At 68.2% G+C, this 17,567-nt stretch carries 22 protein-coding genes and 1 pseudogene; 11 read left to right on the top strand and 12 right to left on the bottom strand.

Annotated features, from left to right (window positions below; all coding sequences use genetic code 11):
* Window positions 1-16: 16 nt before the first annotated feature.
* Window positions 17-889 (top strand): helix-turn-helix domain-containing protein, encoded by an 873-nt coding sequence (locus tag ACSHWB_RS45340; protein ID WP_439659521.1) that lies wholly within the window; start codon window positions 17-19, stop codon window positions 887-889.
* 373 nt (window positions 890-1,262) lie between these two features.
* Window positions 1,263-1,589, top strand: a complete 327-nt coding sequence (locus tag ACSHWB_RS45335) for a hypothetical protein (protein ID WP_439659520.1) — start codon at window positions 1,263-1,265, stop codon at window positions 1,587-1,589.
* 291 nt (window positions 1,590-1,880) lie between these two features.
* Here ACSHWB_RS45335 and ACSHWB_RS45330 read toward each other — a convergent pair whose 3' ends face one another.
* From ACSHWB_RS45330 to ACSHWB_RS45300, 7 genes are all read right to left on the bottom strand, one after another.
* On the bottom strand, window positions 1,881-2,252 hold the full coding sequence (locus tag ACSHWB_RS45330; RefSeq protein WP_439659519.1) for a cation transporter: 372 nt from the start codon (window positions 2,250-2,252) through the stop codon (window positions 1,881-1,883).
* A gap of 96 nt (window positions 2,253-2,348) precedes the next feature.
* Window positions 2,349-2,912, bottom strand: a complete 564-nt coding sequence (locus tag ACSHWB_RS45325; protein ID WP_439659518.1) for a copper resistance CopC family protein — start codon at window positions 2,910-2,912, stop codon at window positions 2,349-2,351.
* Complete coding sequence (locus ACSHWB_RS45320; protein WP_439659517.1) at window positions 2,909-3,643, bottom strand: YcnI family copper-binding membrane protein; 735 nt, start codon at window positions 3,641-3,643, stop codon at window positions 2,909-2,911. Before ACSHWB_RS45320 ends, ACSHWB_RS45325 begins: the two co-directional genes overlap by 4 nt.
* A gap of 54 nt (window positions 3,644-3,697) precedes the next feature.
* Window positions 3,698-4,228 (bottom strand): hypothetical protein, encoded by a 531-nt coding sequence (locus tag ACSHWB_RS45315; RefSeq protein ID WP_439659516.1) that lies wholly within the window; start codon window positions 4,226-4,228, stop codon window positions 3,698-3,700.
* Window positions 4,229-4,262: 34 nt separating this feature from the next.
* Window positions 4,263-4,499, bottom strand: a complete 237-nt coding sequence (locus tag ACSHWB_RS45310) for a hypothetical protein (RefSeq protein WP_439659515.1) — start codon at window positions 4,497-4,499, stop codon at window positions 4,263-4,265.
* A gap of 8 nt (window positions 4,500-4,507) precedes the next feature.
* Window positions 4,508-4,789: a DUF4142 domain-containing protein gene (locus tag ACSHWB_RS45305; RefSeq protein WP_439659514.1), complete on the bottom strand. Its 282-nt coding sequence runs from the start codon at window positions 4,787-4,789 to the stop codon at window positions 4,508-4,510.
* The gene (locus ACSHWB_RS45300) at window positions 4,786-5,109 is read right to left on the bottom strand and encodes a hypothetical protein (RefSeq protein ID WP_439659513.1); all 324 of its coding nucleotides are present in this window, start codon (window positions 5,107-5,109) and stop codon (window positions 4,786-4,788) included. Before ACSHWB_RS45300 ends, ACSHWB_RS45305 begins: the two co-directional genes overlap by 4 nt.
* 142 nt (window positions 5,110-5,251) lie before the next feature.
* Here ACSHWB_RS45300 and ACSHWB_RS45295 point away from each other — a divergent pair, with 142 nt between their 5' ends.
* The 3 genes from ACSHWB_RS45295 to ACSHWB_RS45285 are packed head-to-tail and all read left to right on the top strand — an operon-like array spanning window position 5,252 to window position 7,148.
* A complete protein-coding gene (locus ACSHWB_RS45295; RefSeq protein ID WP_439659512.1) occupies window positions 5,252-5,800 on the top strand; it encodes a TetR/AcrR family transcriptional regulator in 549 nt (182 codons plus the stop codon).
* A 50-nt stretch (window positions 5,801-5,850) separates the two neighbouring features.
* Complete coding sequence (locus ACSHWB_RS45290) at window positions 5,851-6,528, top strand: helix-turn-helix domain-containing protein (RefSeq protein WP_439664791.1); 678 nt, start codon at window positions 5,851-5,853, stop codon at window positions 6,526-6,528.
* Window positions 6,525-7,148, top strand: coding sequence for a class I SAM-dependent methyltransferase (locus tag ACSHWB_RS45285; protein WP_439659511.1), 624 nt, complete (start codon window positions 6,525-6,527; stop codon window positions 7,146-7,148). The genes ACSHWB_RS45290 and ACSHWB_RS45285 overlap by 4 nt, the downstream gene beginning before the upstream one ends.
* A gap of 36 nt (window positions 7,149-7,184) precedes the next feature.
* Here ACSHWB_RS45285 and ACSHWB_RS45280 read toward each other — a convergent pair whose 3' ends face one another.
* The 3 genes from ACSHWB_RS45280 to ACSHWB_RS45270 all read right to left on the bottom strand — a co-directional run bounded on the left by ACSHWB_RS45280 (window position 7,185) and on the right by ACSHWB_RS45270 (window position 10,044).
* On the bottom strand, window positions 7,185-8,075 hold the full coding sequence (locus tag ACSHWB_RS45280; protein WP_439659510.1) for a carboxymuconolactone decarboxylase family protein: 891 nt from the start codon (window positions 8,073-8,075) through the stop codon (window positions 7,185-7,187).
* Between the two features lie 92 nt (window positions 8,076-8,167).
* Entirely contained in the window at window positions 8,168-9,379 is a 1,212-nt protein-coding gene (locus ACSHWB_RS45275) for an MFS transporter (RefSeq protein ID WP_439659509.1), read from the bottom strand.
* An 11-nt stretch (window positions 9,380-9,390) separates the two neighbouring features.
* Window positions 9,391-10,044 carry an ArsR/SmtB family transcription factor gene (locus tag ACSHWB_RS45270; protein ID WP_439659508.1) on the bottom strand — a complete coding sequence of 218 codons (654 nt, stop codon included), beginning with the start codon at window positions 10,042-10,044 and terminating at the stop codon, window positions 9,391-9,393.
* A gap of 59 nt (window positions 10,045-10,103) precedes the next feature.
* Here ACSHWB_RS45270 and ACSHWB_RS45265 point away from each other — a divergent pair, with 59 nt between their 5' ends.
* The 5 genes and pseudogenes from ACSHWB_RS45265 (at window position 10,104) to ACSHWB_RS45245 (ending at window position 15,050) form a co-directional block, all read left to right on the top strand.
* Window positions 10,104-11,450 carry an MBL fold metallo-hydrolase gene (locus ACSHWB_RS45265; protein ID WP_439659507.1) on the top strand — a complete coding sequence of 449 codons (1,347 nt, stop codon included), beginning with the start codon at window positions 10,104-10,106 and terminating at the stop codon, window positions 11,448-11,450.
* Entirely contained in the window at window positions 11,447-12,685 is a 1,239-nt protein-coding gene (locus ACSHWB_RS45260) for an MFS transporter (RefSeq protein ID WP_439659506.1), read from the top strand. The genes ACSHWB_RS45265 and ACSHWB_RS45260 overlap by 4 nt, the downstream gene beginning before the upstream one ends.
* A gap of 83 nt (window positions 12,686-12,768) precedes the next feature.
* Window positions 12,769-13,284 (top strand): annotated as a pseudogene (locus tag ACSHWB_RS45255) (cysteine desulfurase family protein); the annotation flags it as partial.
* A gap of 53 nt (window positions 13,285-13,337) precedes the next feature.
* Window positions 13,338-13,829, top strand: a complete 492-nt coding sequence (locus ACSHWB_RS45250; RefSeq protein WP_439659505.1) for an aminotransferase class V-fold PLP-dependent enzyme — start codon at window positions 13,338-13,340, stop codon at window positions 13,827-13,829.
* Between the two features lie 21 nt (window positions 13,830-13,850).
* A complete protein-coding gene (locus ACSHWB_RS45245; protein ID WP_439659504.1) occupies window positions 13,851-15,050 on the top strand; it encodes a trans-sulfuration enzyme family protein in 1,200 nt (399 codons plus the stop codon).
* A gap of 69 nt (window positions 15,051-15,119) precedes the next feature.
* On the opposite strand, the gene ACSHWB_RS45240 is transcribed toward ACSHWB_RS45245, so the two are convergent.
* Window positions 15,120-15,962: a sulfite exporter TauE/SafE family protein gene (locus ACSHWB_RS45240; RefSeq protein ID WP_439659503.1), complete on the bottom strand. Its 843-nt coding sequence runs from the start codon at window positions 15,960-15,962 to the stop codon at window positions 15,120-15,122.
* A gap of 78 nt (window positions 15,963-16,040) precedes the next feature.
* The gene (locus ACSHWB_RS45235; protein WP_439659502.1) at window positions 16,041-17,036 is read right to left on the bottom strand and encodes a DUF3152 domain-containing protein; all 996 of its coding nucleotides are present in this window, start codon (window positions 17,034-17,036) and stop codon (window positions 16,041-16,043) included.
* Between the two features lie 119 nt (window positions 17,037-17,155).
* On the opposite strand from ACSHWB_RS45235, the gene ACSHWB_RS45230 reads away from it, so the two are divergent.
* A complete protein-coding gene (locus ACSHWB_RS45230) occupies window positions 17,156-17,566 on the top strand; it encodes an ArsR/SmtB family transcription factor (RefSeq protein ID WP_439659501.1) in 411 nt (136 codons plus the stop codon).
* Window position 17,567 lies beyond the last annotated feature (1 nt).

Below are 17,567 nucleotides of genomic sequence, written 5' to 3'. Positions count from 1 at the left end.
CACCTTGGAACTCAGAATGCCGAAAGACTTCCGGGCCACGACGCTCGAACGCGCCATCGGGCGGCAGTTGGCCGGGTGGCGCAATGAGCGCGGGTTGAGTCTTGCTGAAGCCGGCCAGCGTGTGGGCTTCAGCAGCGCCAAGCTATCCACGATGGAGAACGCGGTGCAGCCGTCGTCGCCCGTGGACGTCATGGCGCTCGGGTACGTCTACAAGGTGCCCACTCCGGAATGGCAGGCCGTTGTGCTGCGTGTGCAGTCCGCGGAACGGACGCGGGTTTGCTCCACAGGTAACGACGTGGTGTTCGATCCGGCGGCGGACTTCGCGAACCTGGTGTTCGAGGCGACGTTGATGCGGGTCTTCACCCTCGATCTGGTTCCGACGGTGTTCCAGCTTCCCGGCTACACGAACGCCGTGCTGCAGTTGGACGATCCAGTGCGCACGGCACGGCTGGCGATGGTGCGGGAAGCGTGGTCATCGCGGCTGAACGACAAGGATCCGTTGACGGTACAGGCGGTGTTCCCCGAGGCAGTGCTGCAGAACATCGTCGGCGGGCCGCGGGTGATGAAAGCACAGTTGCTGCACCTGATGGAGGTCAGCGAGCATCCGGCGGTGAGCGTGCGGGTGGTGCCATGCAATGCGGGAGTGTATCCGGCGATGGGCTCTCCCTTCACGTTGCTCGAGTTTCCTCACCGGCAGCACAACGACGTGGCATATCTCGAGACGTTCCTCAAGGCTGAGTACGTCGAGGAGCCAGAGTTGACAGCTCAGTGCGCGCAGCGGTTCGCGAGCTTGCAGGACGCGGCGCTGGGGACGGGGGAGTCGCTGGAACTCATCGCAGAGGCCGCTGCCCATCGAGAACATCAACGTCGTGCGGGCTCTGATTGCTGAGGTCGTGCCCAGGGACATGAGGTAGGGCCGACCAGGCCGCCGGCCTGTGATGCGCATCGAGTTGAGCCGACGCCGGTCACCTCCGCGAACAACCCTGGATGCTCTGCCTGCCGATCTACCTGGAAAACCTCGACGAGGAGATGGAACCGTGATCGCGCGCATGCTCGTTTTCTGCGGTGAGTGCTGACGGACCTGGACGCGTGCCGCAGCCGGGCGAAGGCGTGCATTCGTTGCAGCACCAGAGCGAGGGACGGCGCCGTCCGTGAGCTTCTGGTCGATGTCAAGCCGGGATGACAACGTCGGTTGCAGCAGCGTGGTTGGCCACCGTTGCCCGACTTGTGTTCGTGATGCCATCCGGCACAGAATCGAACCTATGTTCGATGGCATTCGGGTGTCGCGGGAGCTGGGCCAGGTTCGGGAGCAAGGCGTGGAGGTCTGGATCGAACGAGACCAAGTCTTCCCGGCGATGTTCACACGTGGCTCGAGGCCGCCAACGCTGCTGACGCGCGAGAAGGGCTTCATCCTTCCGCCGAGAATCCCTGGGATCTTGTGGGCCTGGCTGAACACGACGACCGGCCGGCGTGTCGGGTACGTGACCTTCGAGCGGGAAACCGCGATCGATGTTCTGCCGATGGCCCAGCCTGTGCTGGAGGCGAACCTGCAGCGCCGCTACACGCAAGGCGAGGTGCCGCCGTACTGAGCAGGGCGAGTTGGACGCTTCGGCGCGCCCAGCCCGGTGGGATCGGAGCAGGTACGAGAATGTCGGCATGACGGACACCACCCAGAGCACCGAGAAGCCGGGGCCGATCGTTCACCCGCTGCCTTCACCGACGACGGTGAAGCAGTTGTGTGGGATGGCGCTCCGTTGCGCGAAGCAGCCTGAGACACCCGCGTCCCACTGCTGACGCCCTACGGCGTCACCGCCGAACTGATGAAGGCCACCGGCAGTTGACAGGTTCTGCGCGACTCGACGGGTAGCACCGTTCACCCGCTACATCGGTCTGGCTCGATTCAGGAGCAACCACTGCCAGCCGGGGAACCGCCAGCCGGGCAGGACGGTGAAGGTGATCGACGGGTCGGCGAGTGGCGCGAACAGCACCACGGCGACCATGAGCCTGCGCCACAGGTCGCGAGAGCGTTCGGCCTCGTCGCGGCCGTCCGGTTCAGGCTCCGCCGGCCGAACGACCTCAGCGCCGTAGCCGGCCCGGACGGCGGCTTCGACGAGCATCTCGTCCGTCACGCCGCCGTCCACGTCCACCTGGGCGCGGCCGGTGGCGAAGTTGACGGTCGCCGACACACCGGAGAGCTTGTTCAGCTTGAGCGAAGTTCTGGCCTCACATGCCGCGCAGGTCATGCCCGTCACGGACAGCTCGACCTCCCGGTAGATACCGCGATCTGACCGACGCCGTCAGGCCTCGTCCACACGGGACACCCGCATGGTGTCCCGTGTGGACGAGGGTCACGCTGACGTTGCCGAGCGCTTCCTCAGGAACACGGCGGCGCCAATCGTGACGATCACACCTGCGGCGATGATCAGCCAGATCCACCAGGCAATTCCGCCGCTCTGATCGCTCTGCACGTCCGCCGCGGGAGCGATGGAAGGCGCTGCCGAGCTGGGCGCCGTGGTCGTGGTCGGTGGCGGAGTCGTCGTGGTGGTCAGTGGCACGGTCATGGTGAACTTCATGGCTCCGGTGACGGCGTGGTCGTCGGCCGAGCCGATCTTGAAGTTGAGCGTGTACAGGCCCGCTGGTCCGGCCGGGGTGACCGGTACGAGGAGCGTGGCGTCCTTGCCGGTGATCTGGCCGACGGTCCAGGCGGTGCCGTCGGCGCCGGTGATGGTGACGGTGGTCTGGTCGACCTGGACGGGTTCGTTGAACGTCAACGTGATCTGCTGCGGTGGGGCGGTGACCTCCGCGCCGTCCTTGGGATCGCTGGAGATCAACTGGGTGTGTGCCGACGCCAGGGGAGCCGTCGCCAGGAACGACAAGAGGAAGATCGGCAGGAGGATCAGTACGCGCTTCACTTCGAGTCTCCGGTCTGTGGGGTGCGGCGGGAGCGCACGGCGGTGCCGATCGCGATTCCGAGGGCCAGCGCGGCCACGCCGAGCGCTGAGCCACCCAGCCAGGTACCGGACGAGCTCGGTGCCGCGGTGGCAGCGGGGACGGAATTGCTGTGCTCACCGGAGGAATCGGCTGCGGCTTCAGCGTCGTTCGCGACGAGTTTCAACACGGGCGCGGGATGATCTGGTTCGCCCTGGCCTTGCGCAGGCGGTGGCTGGTTCCAGTTGACGACCTCGCCGCTCTCGTAGGTCTGCACGGCGTTGATCACGAGCTTGTCGGTGTTGTCCGGCATCGTGCCGAGAGTCACGGCGAACTCAGCGAACTCGTTGGGAGCAATGCGGGTGCCGGGCGTGGCGGTCCAGGTGATGCTGCGGAACGCCTCGGTGATCTCGCTGTTGCCGGTCTTGACCGGTTGGTCGAGCTTGGCCTTGACGGCGTCGGCCGTCCAACCTGTGGTGCTGCGCACGCGGACCGTGCGGAGCGGGAACTCGGCGGGCAGGTCGAGCCGCACCGAGACGGTTCCGGAATCTGGCCGTTCGTTGGGAACCTTGAAGGTGATGGTCGCGGACTTGCCCTTGACTGCTTGGCCTGGCACAGGTTCCAGGTGTGCGGAGGCCACTCCGCTGGTGAACAGCGTGGCCGCGCACGCGATGACCGCGGCCGACGCGAACACGCGTGAGTACTTCGGGGACATGGTGCTCCTCGCATGACAGAACACCGGTCCGTGAGGACCGGTCGGAAGGTGATGTCAGCGGGGGAGCGGAGGGCCGCGTCTGCTTGCGGACGTGAACACGACTACGCCGTGCAGCACATCCGCGAATTCGGTGACCGGCCTCGAAATGGTCCGAGGTACGGCAATCGGCGCGAAGAGGATAGGCAGCGTCCGGCGCACGGCCGTGATGAAGCTGAGCAGGCACGCGTCGGCCTTCGCCAGCAACGCGCCGAGCAGCAGGCCAGCCAGCACGTGTGCCAACGCCATTCGCAGGCTGTCCGACTCGGTCGACGGGCCGTGGTGTGAACCGCCTGTGTTGAGCAGCAGGTGCATGAAGAGCTGCGCGACACCGAGAGCCAGGACGACGGCCACTGGAGATCGCTTCCGGTCCGCGAGCGCCGTGGCGGCGGCGCCGACGAGCGCGGTGACGAAGAACGTCATCGCGCCGTCCGGGAAATCGCCGCCGCCAACGCCGTGAGCGGTCACGGTGAGGGCGGTCGCGCACGTCGCAAGCAGCCCGCCGCGCACCACGCGCAGCGTCTTGGGCAGCTCCGGACGTCCGGTCACCGCGCCATGCTAACCATGCGGTGCGAAATGCACGTCAGGTCGACCTTCCGTCCTCTTCGGACTCGGTCACGAACGACCGGCGCGGGCCGTTGCCCATCAGCATGCGGCGCATCTCCTGGTTGGCCGCTCTGCCGGGGTCGCGGTACTGCGCGATGCCGACGGTGACCAGGCAGGCGACGATCACCAGGGCCACCACGCTGAGGATCCACGTGCTGCCTTCGCCGTTGTGGCTGGCCAGGGGAAACGCCTGGAGGAGCAGTTGTGCGGACATCGTTTCTCTCAGTGGTGGACGGCACGTGCGGAGAGCAGGGATGCGAGTTGCTTGACCTCGGGCCTGTGTCCTGGGCGAACCTTCTTGACCAAGGTCGTCTCGGCTTGGTCGTGCCGGAGCATCAGCTTGAGGAACGCGACGTCGAAGGCGCGGCCCGAGCGCTGCCCCAGCTTCGCGATCCTGCTGTCGCCGGTGCGGTCGAGCGCTCGGGTGATCAGCTCGATCCTGCCCGTCTCGATCTCGAACGCGACCTGCCGGATCTCTGGATCGTCGCTGTGCTGGATGGTCATCCCCGCCATCCGCACAACGACCGCGTGGTGTCCGAGCAACTTCGACGCGTCGTGGTTGGCGGCGCCGACGTCGAGCAGTACGAGGTCGCCGGCGCTGATCCCGACACCGTCGATCTCCACGTCGGTGCGGGCATAGCAGGGATCCCGCCGCCGCCCTTGCCGGGCGCGCGAAGGATCTCCTCGACGGCATTCGGGATGAGGCCGGGGTTGTCGCGCAGGGCGTTCCACTGAGCAGGCTTGGTCAGCAGGAGCAGCGCGCCCATTCCGATCTGGGCCACGGTCGTCTCGTGGCCGGCGAACAGCAGCGCCATGGAGAGCATGGCGGCTTCCTCGGTGGAGACGTCGTCGGTCGCCCCCTTGTTCAGACCAACTTGTATAAGTTGACTTAAACAAAGCTACTTGTCTAGTCTGACCTAAACAAGTGGAGGTGCAGTAGTGGCGGGTCCTCAAAATGTGCGGCGCATGCCCCGCACGCAGCGGCGGGAGCAGATCCTGGACGCTGCGACCCGCGCGTTCGCTCGTACCGGATACGTGGCGACCGGACTCGACGGTGTGGCTGCTGAAGCCGGGGTCACACTTGTGTTGCTGTACCGGCACTTCGACTCGAAGGCTGACCTGTACCGGGCTGTGCTCGATCGGGCGTGTGCTCGGCTGGAAGCAACGGTCGGCTCTGGTGACTACGACGAGAGCAGTATCTCCGCCCTGCTGCGTGCTGCTGCCGAAGATCCGGACGGGTTCCGGTTGCTGTTCCGCCACGCGGTGCGCGAACCGGACTTCCGTGACGTGGTGAACGGAATGCAGGCGATGTCGGCGGAGGTCACCCGGCGCGAGCTGGCCGCGGTGATTCCGGAAGGTCCATGGCTGGACTGGGCGGTGCAGTACGTGCCGACAGCAACCCTCGAGGCCGTGATCGCCTGGCTCGACGCGGGCCGGCCTGACCCGGATCAGGCCGCTGATCGCATCGCCCTGGTGGTGCACAGCGCCATCCGGGCGGCGAACGGTGTTGACTGACTCAGTCGGTCATTTATGCTCGGCGAGTGCCACGTACTCGTTCAGCGGACATGTTTCCGAAGCTCGTCTCAGCCGCGGCCGAGACGTTCATCGCGCAAGGCTTTCAACGGACCCAGATGCAGGACGTCGCCGACGCGCTGGGGGTGGCGAAGGGCACCGTCTACGGCTACGTCGAGAACAAGGACGCGTTGCTCGGGGCCGCACTGCGCTTCGCCGACGGGGCGGAGCCGTGGCCCGAGGTAGCCGACCTGCCGGTTCGTGCGCCGGCGGAGGGCGAGCTGGCTGCGATGGTGGCCGAGCGGCTCCGGGGCGAGGTCGAGCAGCTACGGCTGGTCGAGGCGCTGTCGAAACGACGACGCGGCCCGCTCGCCGTGGAGCTGACCGAGATCATCACGAACCTGTACGACACGCTGTCCCGGCACCGGGTCAGCATCAAGCTGGTCGACCGCTGCGCCCCCGAGTTGCCGGAGTTGGCTGATGTCTGGTTCGGCCAGGGTCGCTCGGGCCTCGTTGTGGTGCTGATCGAATATCTCCAGCGGCGCAAGGCGTTGCGGCTTCCCGGACCGGCGCCGCTGGTCGCTCGCACGATCCTGGAGACCTGCGTGTTGTGGGCGGTGCATCTGCACTGGGATCCCGCTCAGCAAGAGCCTCAGGACACCGCTGCCGTTCCATCCACGCTGGCAGGCCTGCTCACGCGTGGACTGCTGCCTGAAGGGGAATCGACATGAGCAAGAAGCTCGACACTGAAGGTCTGCGTGAGGTGTGGGATCGGTACGCGCCGCGCTACGACCGCGACATCGGATTCTTCGAACGCCTCCAGTTCAGCGGTGGCCGCGAGTGGGTGTGTGCACAGGCGACCGGTGAGGTGCTGGAGGTCGCCATCGGCACCGGCCTCAACCTCCCGCACTACCCGGCGGACGTCAGGATCACTGGCCTGGACCTCAGTCCGGCGATGCTCGGCATCGCCCGCACTCGCGCGGCCGAGCTCGGGAGTGAAGTTGAGTTGCACGAGGGGGACGCGCAGGCGTTGCCGTTCGCGGACGAGTCGTTCGACACCGTGGTCTGCACACTCGGCTTGTGCGGTGTTCCGGACGAGCGCGAGGCGATCGCCGAGATGTACCGAGTGCTGCGTCCCGGTGGCAAGCTGCTGTTGCTCGACCACATCGGCAGCCACCACCGCATCGTCCACTTCGGACAGTCTCTGATGGAGAAGCTGAGCGTGCGGATGTGCGGCGACTACCAGACCCGCCGGCCGTTGCCGTTGGTGGAGCAGGCCGGGTTCGTGGTGCAACGGCAGGAGCGGCTCAAGCTCGGCATGGTCGAGCGGGTGGCTGCGGTCAAGGCTTGAGCCAGCCTGCCACTATTCGGTTGTGAGGACTTTCGATCAGGCGTGCGGGACCGCGCGCAGGCCGGCGTCGAGGCTGCGCAGCGCGGCGCCGACGGCCGCGGCGGCGGTGATCTCGAAGATCTCGTCCTCGCTGAGACCGGCTGACTTGAGGTCGGCGATGTCGGTGTCGGTCACGCGGAACGACGAGTCGCGCACCTTCGCGGCGTACGACGCCCACGGCGCGTCACTCAGCTCGCCTGTCGCCGCTGCACGGCGTGTCGCCGGATCCGTCTTGCCCGGCGCCTCGAACACCGTCGTGCGCAGGTTGCGGGCCAGCCGGCTGTGCCGTTCACCGGTTGTGGTGCCGTTCGTCGGGCCGGTGAGGAAGCCGGGGAAGCGGTAGCCGAAGCGGTGCAGCGACTTCGTGCCCTTGAGGAGCTGCTCCTCGGAGCCGAGCTGGAAGCCGAAGGCGTTGGCCAGCCGGTTGACGACGTTCCAGATCAGGTTGACGTGCAACGCGTCCAGCACCGCTTCGCGCCCCACGCCCTGCGGGATGTCGGCAGCGCTCACGTCGTCAGGCGTGGTGGTGACCTTCTCCAGCAGGGCCAGCACCGCGGTGAGCTCGGGACGTGCCGAGCCGGGATCGGCGGCGTCGATCTCGCCGTTCGAGGCGATCTTGATCATCTCGGTGTGGCTCTCTACGCAGAACGGGCACTGCTGCAGCTGGGCGGTGAACATCGCCATGTACTCGCGTTCACCGGCGGTCCAGAACGAGGGGCCGCGCATCATCTCGGCGGACAGGTCGAGCAGCGGGGTCCCGAGGAACTCCGGTCGGTACAGCAAGGTCTTCGGCACGTCGGACATCGGCACCCGCGAGGTCAGCTCCGCGAAGGAGAAGAACATCCGGACGCGCAGCCGGTGCTCGTGGTCCAGCACGTCGAGTCGCATCACGCACCTCCGGTGGGTCGGTCATCTCGTCGAGTACAAGACGATCGAACCCCACCGGAACTCGACACGCAGCCTCAGATCGAACCAGAAATTCAGACTGTGACGCGCGGGCGGGCGGCGACCAGTGGCACGAGAGCCAGCGCGATGATCCCTCCCGCGAACGACAGAGCGGGATAACTGCTGCTCGCGACCACGAAGCCGGAGGCCATGCCACCGGTCGCGCCGGCCACGGCGATGGCCATGTCGATGCGGCCCTGCACCCTGGCGCGGGATTCGAGCGGCACCGCGTCGGTGATCAGTGCGGTACCGCTGATCAGCCCGAAGTTCCAGCCCAACCCGAGCAGCCCGAGCGCGACGGTGAGCAACGCGGTGGAGTCGGCGGGCGCGAATCCAGCGACCAGACCCGCCGCGAGCAGGGTCGCACCGGACGCGGCGACGACGGGCAGCCTGCCGAACCGGTCGACGAGCCAGCCGCTCAGCGGTGACGGCAGGTACATCCCGGCAACGTGCACGGCGATGACGAATCCGGTGGCCGCCAGGTCGTGACCGTGGTTGCGCATGTGCACCGGTGTCATGGTCATGATCGCGACCATCACCAGCTGGATGATCACCATGGTGGTCGTGCCGATCAGCAACAGTCGCGAGTCTCCGCTGGAATTGCCGGTCGTGACGGGGCCTGCGGGCAGGGACCGCGCGGTGAGCAGCGGGTCCGGCCGCAGCATCACCCACAGCACGACGGCGGCCGCGGTGTAGGCGAACACCGCGAGGATGAACGGCCCCGCGAGGACCGGGACGTTCCAGCTCTCGGCCAGCTGACCGGTCGGCGTGACGAGGTTGGGGCCGAGCACCGCGCCGACCGTGGTCGCCACGAGCACCGTGCTCACCGCGCGGCCACGACGTTGCGGAGCAGCGAGGTCAGCACCGGCGTAGCGCGCCTGCAGGTTCGTGGAGCTGCCCGCGCCGTAGACGAACAACGCGACGAACAGCAGCACGGCGCTGTCGGTGCCTGCGGCGATGACGACGCCGAGGGCCCCTATCGCGCCGGTGAGGTAACCGCCGGCCAGACCGACGCGGCGGCCGCGCAAACCGGAGACGCGGGCGACCAGGACGGCCGCGAGAGCCGAGCCGATGGTGAACAGAGCCGTGGGTAAGCCCGCCGCGCTGGTCGCGCCGAGCATGTCCTGGGCGAGCAGCGCCCCGACGGTGATGCCCGCGGCCAGACCGGCACCGCTGAGGATCTGGGCCGCGACGAGCACCGAGAGAATGCGTCGCTGGGCAGGATGACGAACGATCAGGGTGTCCATCTCTCGAGGATTCAGACCGCGATGGGAAGGTCGGCGAGCCGCCACTCGAGCATGCCGTCGGCCAGGCGCAGCGCGGTTCGCCCGCTCGCGGTGAGCAGGCGGACAGCATCGTGTGACATCACGCAGTAGGCGCCACGGCAGTAGGCCACGACCTCCTGGTCCGCAGGGAGGTCGGCCAGCCGGTCCGCCAGCTCGTCCAGCGGAACCGACACGGCACCGGGGATGTGCCCGGCGGCGTACTCCTCAGCGGGTCGCACGTCGATCACCATCGCGCGCCCCGACCGGACGCGGTCGAGGAGCTCCTCGCGGGTGACCGCGTCCGTGTCGTCGCCGAGGTAGGCCTCGCGCGCGGAGCGGACGTCGGGCAACCGGTCGTCCGCGACCGTCCGCAGCAACGCGAACAGCGCGGCGACATCGTCTCCGGACAGTCGGTAGAAGATCTTCGTGCCTTCACGGCGGGTGACCACGAGGTTGGCCTGCTTGAGCGTCTGCAGATGCGCCGACGCGGTGGTCAGCCCCAGTTCAGCCGACTTCGCGAGCGCGTCGACCGTGCGCTCGCCCTGAGCCAACAGGTCGAGCAGCTCCAGTCGCTTGCCGCTCGCGAGAGCCTTGCCGACCCGAGCGAACTGATCGAACAAGGCGTTCTTGGCATCCCGGTCGCCCATGATTCTCCAATCATCCTTGGAATAGTGTAGAACACTGGAAACGTGGAAGGAGGCGGGCCGTGCCTGAGGTGCTTGCGTTAGTCGACGAGGGCTTGGGGAACTCGGCGTATCTGGTCGACCTGGGCGACGGCCGGGCGCTGGTGGTCGACGTGAGCCTCGATCTGCGGGAGGTCGGCGGCGCTGCCCAGCGGCGTGGTCTGAGCGTGGCGTTCGCCGCCGACACGCACCTGCACGCCGACTTCCTGTCCGGGGCTCGTCAGCTCTCCGCTACCGAGAACACTCGTGTGCTCGCGTCGGCGGCTGGACACCGCGAGTTCGCGCACAGCGGGCTGCGTGACGGAGACGAAGTCGACCTCGGCGGTCTGCGGCTGCGGGCGCTGGGAACGCCTGGGCACACAGACGAGCACCTGTCCTTCCTTCTGCTCGACGGTGACCGCCCGCTCGGGGTGTTCACCGGCGGCTCGCTCATCGTGGGCGCCGCCGCGCGCACCGACCTCGTCTCGCCCGACCGGACCGAGGACCTCGCTCGCGCTCAGTACGCGTCGCTGCGCAGGCTCGCCGAGTTGCCCGACGACGTGGCCGTCTGGCCCACGCACGGTGCCGGATCCTTCTGCTCCGCCCCACCGGGCGCGGCTCGCACCAGCACGATCGGCCAGGAGAAGGCGACGAACCCGCTGCTGCGTGCGCCCGACGAGGACGCCTTCGTGAAGGAGCTGCTCGGTTCCCTTGGCAGCTACCCGCCGTACTTCCGCCGCCTCGGCGAGGTCAACCGCCAAGGCGTTCTCACGGGGACGCCCGCGCTGCCGCCGCTGGAAGTCGCTGCAGTGCGGCGGTTCCTGGCTGACGGAGCGCGATTGATCGACGTCCGGCCGGTCGACCAGTTCGCCGCCGCGCACGTACCGGGTGCGCTGTCGATTCCGCTGCGCCCGGTGTTCGCGTCGTGGCTCGGCTGGCTGGCACCGCACGACCGGCCGCTGGTCGTGGTGCGCGGCGCCGACCAGGACGCGGCGGAGATCGCGTGGCAGGCAGCCAAGATCGGCTACCTCGACCTCACGGGCGAACTCGCCGGCGGCATGGACGCGTGGATCGCGGCGGACCTTCCCACGGCCACAACCAGGCTGGTGGGACCGGACGAGGTGAGCGGCCCGGTCCTGGACATCCGGCAAGGACCTGAGTTCGCCTCCGGACACCTGCCGGGCGCTCTCCACGTCGAGCTCGGCGATCTGCCCGTCCGCGTCGACGAGGTGCCTCGCGAACCGCTGATCGTGATGTGCGGCCATGGTGAACGTGCCATGGGCGCCGCCAGCCTTCTCGAAGAGGCGGGACACCTCGACGTCGCCGTGCTCACCGGCGGGCCTCAGGACTGGGCGGAAGCGACCGGGTCAAGCCTGGAGAGCGGCCGGTGAACCTCCAACTGGGCCTGCGCGCCAACCTCGCCCAGTTCAGCCTGCTCGTCGCGGTCAACGCGCTGGTCGGCGGCGTGCTCGGCCAGGAACGCGCGATCCTGCCACTGCTGGCCAAGGACGAGTTCGGCCTGACCGGCTACACGTTCCTGCTCACCTACGTGGTCGCCTTCGGCCTGACCAAGGCCGCCACCAACTACTTCGCCGGCACCTGGTCCGACCGGTTCGGGCGACGCCCGGTGCTGCTGGCCGGCTGGCTGGCCGCGATCCCCGTGCCGCTGATGCTGATCTGGGCGCCCTCGTGGGGCTGGGTGGTCGCGGCGAACGTGCTGCTCGGCGTCAACCAGGGCCTGACCTGGTCCACCACCGTGATCATGAAGATCGACCTGGCCGGGCCGTCGCGCCGCGGCCTCGCGATGGGCCTCAACGAAGCCGCCGGCTACATCGCCGTCGCGGTCACCGCGCTCGCCACCGGATACCTCGCCGCCCACTACGGCCTGCGCCCGGCACCGTTCCTGCTCGGACTGTCCTATGTGGTCCTCGGGATCGGACTGACGGTGTTCGCCGTGAAGGAGACTCGGGAACACGCCCGGCTCGAAGCTGCGCAGCACTCCGCGGGCACGCAGGAGATGCCGAGCGATCGGGAGATCTTCGCCCGCACCAGCCTGCGGGAACCCGCGCTGTCGGCGGCGAGTCAGGCCGGGATGGTGAACAACCTCAACGACGGCTTGGCGTGGGGCCTGTTCCCGATCCTGTTCGCCACCGCTGGTCTCTCGGTCGCCAAGATCGGTGTCTTGGCTGCGGTCTACCCGGCCGTGTGGGGTTTGGGGCAACTGGTCACCGGTCCGCTGTCGGATCGCTGGGGCCGCAAACACCTGATCACCGCAGGCATGCTCGTGCAAGCCGCCGCGCTTGCGCTCGTCGCGTTCGCCGACACGTTCGGCATGTGGCTGGTCGCGGCCGTGCTGCTGGGCGCGGGCACCGCGATGGTGTACCCGACCCTGCTGGCGACGATCGGCGACGTCGCGCACCCTGCGTGGCGTGCGCGAGCAGTCGGCGTCTACCGGCTCTGGCGCGACGGCGGCTTCGCCGTAGGAGCACTGCTCGGTGGCATCATCGCCGACCTCTGGGGCCTGCGCGTCGCTGTGGGGGTGGTCGCCGCACTCACCGCGCTGTCCGGAATCGTGGTCGCTGCACGCATGTACGAAACCCACCCCAACAGGAAGGTCAACGCGTGACCGTCCCACGTGGACTACTCGACGGACCGATCTACCTCGACTACAACGCCACCACGCCGATCGACCCCGCGGTGACCGAGTCGATGCTGCCGTACCTGACCGCCGAGTTCGGCAACCCGTCCAGCACACACCGCTACGGCCGGGAGTCGCGCATCGCGCTGGACCACGCCCGCGGTCAGGTCGCCGCACTTCTCGGCACGTCGGCTGAGCGGATCGTGTTCACCGGGTCCGGCTCCGAGGCCGACAACCTCGCCATCCGCGGCACCGTGCTCGCTTCCGGCATCAGCCGGCCGCACGTGATCACCCAGGCCACCGAGCACCCCGCCGTGCTCCAAGTCTGCGAGGCGTTGCGCCGCCTGCACAACGCCGAGGTGACGTTCCTGCCGGTCGACGGCAACGGTCTGGTCGCCCCGGCCGATCTCACCGCCGCGATCACCCCGCGCACCGTCCTCGTGTCCGTCATGGCGGCGAACAACGAAACCGGTGCCCTGCAACCGATCGACGACCTGGCGCGCGTTGCTCGCGAGTACGGCGTCGTGTTCCACACCGATGCGGCGCAGGCGATCGGCAAGATTCCGTTCGACGCGACCGATCTCGACCTCGTGACGGTGGTGGGGCACAAGATGTACGCGCCCAAGGGAATCGGTGCGCTGTGCATCTGGCCGGTGTCCCCCTGGAACCGCTGGTGTACGGCGGCGGCCAGGAACACGGCTTGCGCGCGGGCACCGAGAACGTCGCCCTCGCGGTCGCTCTCGGCACCGCCGCCGAGCTCGCCGCGAAGGACCTCGCCTCGGGCGGACATGACCGCATCCGCGCGCTACGAGACCACCTGCACCACCAGCTCACCACGGCGCTGCCCGGCCGGGTCCACCTCAACGGCCCCGACACGGCCCGGCTGCCCAACACCCTCAACATCAGCATCGACGGCATCGCCGGACACGAACTGCTCGACGCCACAACGGCAATCGCCGCCTCCACCGGCTCGGCCTGTCACAGCGGCGACCACCAGCCCTCACCCGTGCTCACCGCCATGGGCCTGCCCGCGGAACGCGGTCTGGGCGCGTTGCGGTTGTCACTGGGCCGCTGGAGCACCGCCGAGCAGATCGACCAAGCCGCACACCACATCGTCGCCGCAGCAAGCTGACACCACAGAAAGCAGGAGCCCATGACCGAGGCGAACCCCACGCCCGAGCGTCGCGCAGGCCTGTCCACCCGGTGCGTCCACGCCGGTGACGTCCGCGATCCCCAAGGCGCGATCCACACCCCGCTCTACGGGCACTCCACGTTCGCCTTCGACTCCACAGCGGACCTGCTCGACGTCGTCGAGGGCCGCGCGGAGGGCAACCTCTACACCCGCTACGGCCTCAACCCGACCATCCGCTCCCTCGAACACAAACTCGCCGACCTCGAAGACGCCCAAGCCGCGCTCGCCTTCGGCTCCGGCATGGCCGCGGAAGCCGCGACGTTCCTGTCCCACCTCAAAACCGGCGAGCACATCGTGTGCCTCGGCGACGTCTACGGCGGCACGTTCGAACTCCTCGGAGAAAACCTGCCCCAGCTCGGCATCGACACCACGTTCCTCACCGCCCAGGAAGCCGATCAGATCCCGTCCGTGCTGACCGACCGCACCCGGATCGTGTTCTTCGAAACCCCGACCAACCCCACCCTGGACGTCTTCGACATCGCCACGATCTCCCAGCAGGCACACGCCGTGGGTGCGTTGGTCGTCGTGGACAACACCTTCGCGACCCCGGTCAACCAGAACCCGTTGCACCACGGCGCCGACCTCGTGATCCACTCCGCCACCAAGTACCTCGGCGGCCACAGCGACCTCACCGCCGGCGCCGTCGCAGGACCCGCCGAGCTGCTCGCGCCGATCGCGACCTGGCGCAAGAACCTCGGCCAGGTGATCGCCCCCGAGATCGCCTCGCTGCTCGCCCGCAGCATCCGCACGCTCGTCGTGCGGGTCCGCGCGCAGAACGTCGCCGCTACCGCCGTCGCGGAGTTCCTCAACGACCACCCGCGCGTCACCGCGGTCAACCACCCCAGCCTGGCCACCGGGGACCAGGCCGCCATCATCAAGACGCAGATGCGCGGCCACGGCGGGATGCTCAGCTTCCTCGTCGACGGCGACGCGGCCGCCACGGCGGCGGTGGTGGACCGGCTGCGCGTGTTCAGCATCGCCGCCAGCCTCGGCGGCGCGGAAAGCCTTGTCACGCAACCGATCACCACGACCCATCACGGTCTCGACCCGGCTGAGCGCGCCCGCCGCGGAATCGCCGACAGCCTGATCCGCCTGTCCGTGGGCCTCGAAGACGCCGAGGACCTGATCGCCGACTTGGCCCAGGCACTGAACGCCGCATGAGCGCGATCTGTTGCGGCGGGCTCATGCCTGTCGCAGCAGGCGACGTGCCGGTTGGCCTCGCATCACGTGTCAGCGGAACGCCTGGACGAGATAGAGGAGTGCCAGGCTGATCGCGAGTCCGCCGAGGACGCGTCGCAGCAGGACTTCGGGCAGGCGCGGTTGGAGGTGGGCGCCGAGGTAGCCGCCGAGCAGACCACCAAGTCCACAGGTGAGGCCGAGCAGCCACTGGGGCGAGATGTCGCCTGAGGTGGTCAACGACAGCACGGCGTAGGTTGCCGCACCGACGATCGAGGTCAAGAACGTCGAGGCGAGGGCCGCCGGCGCGACAACGGTGACAGGCAGGCCCCAACCGACGAGGACAGGGCCGAGCATCGAGCCGCCACCGATCCCGTAGATGCCACCGACCGCGCCGGCGACCACACCGAGCGTCACGACGAACTTGGGCGAAGGTTCCCGGCGTCGACCGTCATGCTGAGGCCGTGCGGTTCGCCAGCACAGCCATACGCCGAGGGGGAGCAGAACTCCGGCGACGATGAGTCTGAACTCGCGGGCCCCAGGTACCGCGAAGACCCTGATCACGGCGCCCGCGACGACGCCGGGCAGAGTGCCGGCGACGAGCTGGCGCGTCAGCGGGCCGCCCAGCGAACCGTGCCGCCGGTACCTGAACAGCGCGCCGGGCGTGGCCACGATGTTGAACATCAGGTTGGTGGGCGTGACAGCCGGGCTGGGAACGGCGAGCACGCTGAGTTGCACCGGCAGGAGGAACACCGCGCCGGAGACGCCGACCGGGGCGGTCACCAGGGAGATCAACAATCCCGCGGTGAAGCCGAACGCGTACTGGTGCCAGGCCACGTACCCGTCCTTCGAAAGACAGATCTTGCTGTCCCTGAACGTCTCCGGGATCGCGATCACGATAGCGAGACACCATCAGGCGATCCCGCACGTTGGGATGCTCGCGGGTCACCTGTGTCAGCGGCCGTGGTCCCGGTACTACCTGTTGGGGAAGACCCATTCGTTCGGCTTGCAGACCTTGCCGTCGCGTGGCACCGCGATGTCGTTCTGGATGTCGCTGACGAGGGTGGAGAGTTCGTCGTTCGCGGTCGTGAGGGTCTGCTGCATCATCAGCGGCGCGAGTGCTCCAGCGCCGGCGCAGGGCTGGTGGGGGTTGTTGAAGTAGTGGCCGACTTCGTGGTTGACCACGTAGCGGCGGTACTGCCCGATATCGCCTTGGAAGGACTGCGCGCCGCGTTCCCACCGGGCGGCGTTGAGCACGACGTGGCCAGGCTTGGCGCGCAGGAAGCATGACGTGTCGTAGGGGATGTCGAAGCCGCAGAGACGGCGTGCGGTGGCTTGGGAAGCCAGGGTGACTCGCAGTTCGGGGGTGCCGGTGTCGATGCGGCGCAACGCGGTGGAACCTGTCGCTGTCCAGCTCTTGGGGTGCGACAGCGTCGCCTGGACCACGGTCCCGAAGGCGGTGTCGCCATCGGTGAAGACGATGTCGTTCTCGACTTCGACGGTGTAGGTGGACAGCCGTCCCTGGCCGATCTGCTCCGAGGTACCGGGGACGACGTGGAAGGTGCCCGCGCCCTGGGTGGGGAACGGACCTCCGCCAGGTAGTTCGGCGGAGACGGCGGTGCGCGCCGGGTTGGTCGGTGCGCCGTCCGCCTGCACGGTGGGACCGTCCGGATTGGACATCGCCGGTGTCGGACCCTCGTTGGCGATCTGTTCGCCGGCCGTGGAGGCCCTGCTGTCCTGCGGTGTGCGAGCGAAGTCGACAACCGTGAGGAAGGTCAGGGTCAGCAGCACCGGCGCGAGATAGACGAGCGGCCTGTAGGCCCGCAGCCGGCCGCGTCGGCGCGGGGCGTCGTCGCGCTGCGGTGGTAACGGGCGGTAGGACGCGACCAGGGGTTCTGCGCGGGTGCGCCGGTGGTGAGGCGGTGCCGCGGAAGGGCCGTCCGGGTCGTTCGGGTGGCGAGCGGCGGACACTGCCGTGGGCCTCCGGTGTGCGGCGAGGGCGGGTTCGTGATGACAACATAGCAACGAGCGTTGAGATGACGCTCACTTGGAGTAGGTGCCAACGTATCAACGAGCGTTAGGATATGCATGTGACTGAGGAGCGCCGGGACTCTTGTGACCTGTTGTGCCTGGACCTGCCGCATGCCGAGGAGATCCGTTCGGGTCTGCCGGAGCTGACCGCGGTGGAGTCGGCCGCGGCAGCGGCGCGGGCGCTGGGTGATCCGACGAGGTTGCGGATCGCGGCGGCGTTGCTGACGGGCGAGGAGTTGTGCGTGTGCGACGCCTCGTGGGTCGTCGGTGCCGCGCAGAACCTGACGTCGCATCACCTGCGGCAGCTCAAGATCGGCGGTCTGGTGTCGTCGCGTCGTGACGGCCGGCTGGTGATGTACGCGCTGACCGGTCGAGGTCGGGCGTTGGTCGCCGCAGTCCTGGGAGATCAGAACGAGGAGGCCGTGCCCGCAGTGGCGGGTGCGGCAGGCAGCAGAACACTGGAGGGGTGAG

The organism is Lentzea sp. HUAS TT2 (assembly GCF_051853195.1).
Classification (GTDB): domain Bacteria; phylum Actinomycetota; class Actinomycetes; order Mycobacteriales; family Pseudonocardiaceae; genus Lentzea.
This window is presented reverse-complemented; position numbering and strand designations above follow the sequence as displayed.

What these genes read in the sequence shown, in the direction of transcription:
- ACSHWB_RS45280 (WP_439659510.1), bottom strand. Translation starts at nt 8,075, where the DNA reads ATGCGACTCGACGTGCTGGACCACGAGCACCGGCTGCGCGTCCGGATG.
- ACSHWB_RS45335 (WP_439659520.1), top strand. Translation starts at nt 1,263, where the DNA reads ATGTTCGATGGCATTCGGGTGTCGCGGGAGCTGGGCCAGGTTCGGGAG.
- ACSHWB_RS45245 (WP_439659504.1), top strand. Translation starts at nt 13,851, where the DNA reads ATGACCGAGGCGAACCCCACGCCCGAGCGTCGCGCAGGCCTGTCCACC.
- ACSHWB_RS45300 (WP_439659513.1), bottom strand. Translation starts at nt 5,109, where the DNA reads ATGCTCTCCATGGCGCTGCTGTTCGCCGGCCACGAGACGACCGTGGCC.
- ACSHWB_RS45305 (WP_439659514.1), bottom strand. Translation starts at nt 4,789, where the DNA reads ATGACCATCCAGCACAGCGACGATCCAGAGATCCGGCAGGTCGCGTTC.
- ACSHWB_RS45275 (WP_439659509.1), bottom strand. Translation starts at nt 9,379, where the DNA reads ATGGACACCCTGATCGTTCGTCATCCTGCCCAGCGACGCATTCTCTCG.
- ACSHWB_RS45310 (WP_439659515.1), bottom strand. Translation starts at nt 4,499, where the DNA reads ATGTCCGCACAACTGCTCCTCCAGGCGTTTCCCCTGGCCAGCCACAAC.
- ACSHWB_RS45320 (WP_439659517.1), bottom strand. Translation starts at nt 3,643, where the DNA reads ATGTCCCCGAAGTACTCACGCGTGTTCGCGTCGGCCGCGGTCATCGCG.
- ACSHWB_RS45270 (WP_439659508.1), bottom strand. Translation starts at nt 10,044, where the DNA reads ATGGGCGACCGGGATGCCAAGAACGCCTTGTTCGATCAGTTCGCTCGG.
- ACSHWB_RS45340 (WP_439659521.1), top strand. Translation starts at nt 17, where the DNA reads ATGCCGAAAGACTTCCGGGCCACGACGCTCGAACGCGCCATCGGGCGG.
- ACSHWB_RS45285 (WP_439659511.1), top strand. Translation starts at nt 6,525, where the DNA reads ATGAGCAAGAAGCTCGACACTGAAGGTCTGCGTGAGGTGTGGGATCGG.
- ACSHWB_RS45295 (WP_439659512.1), top strand. Translation starts at nt 5,252, where the DNA reads ATGCCCCGCACGCAGCGGCGGGAGCAGATCCTGGACGCTGCGACCCGC.
- ACSHWB_RS45290 (WP_439664791.1), top strand. Translation starts at nt 5,851, where the DNA reads ATGTTTCCGAAGCTCGTCTCAGCCGCGGCCGAGACGTTCATCGCGCAA.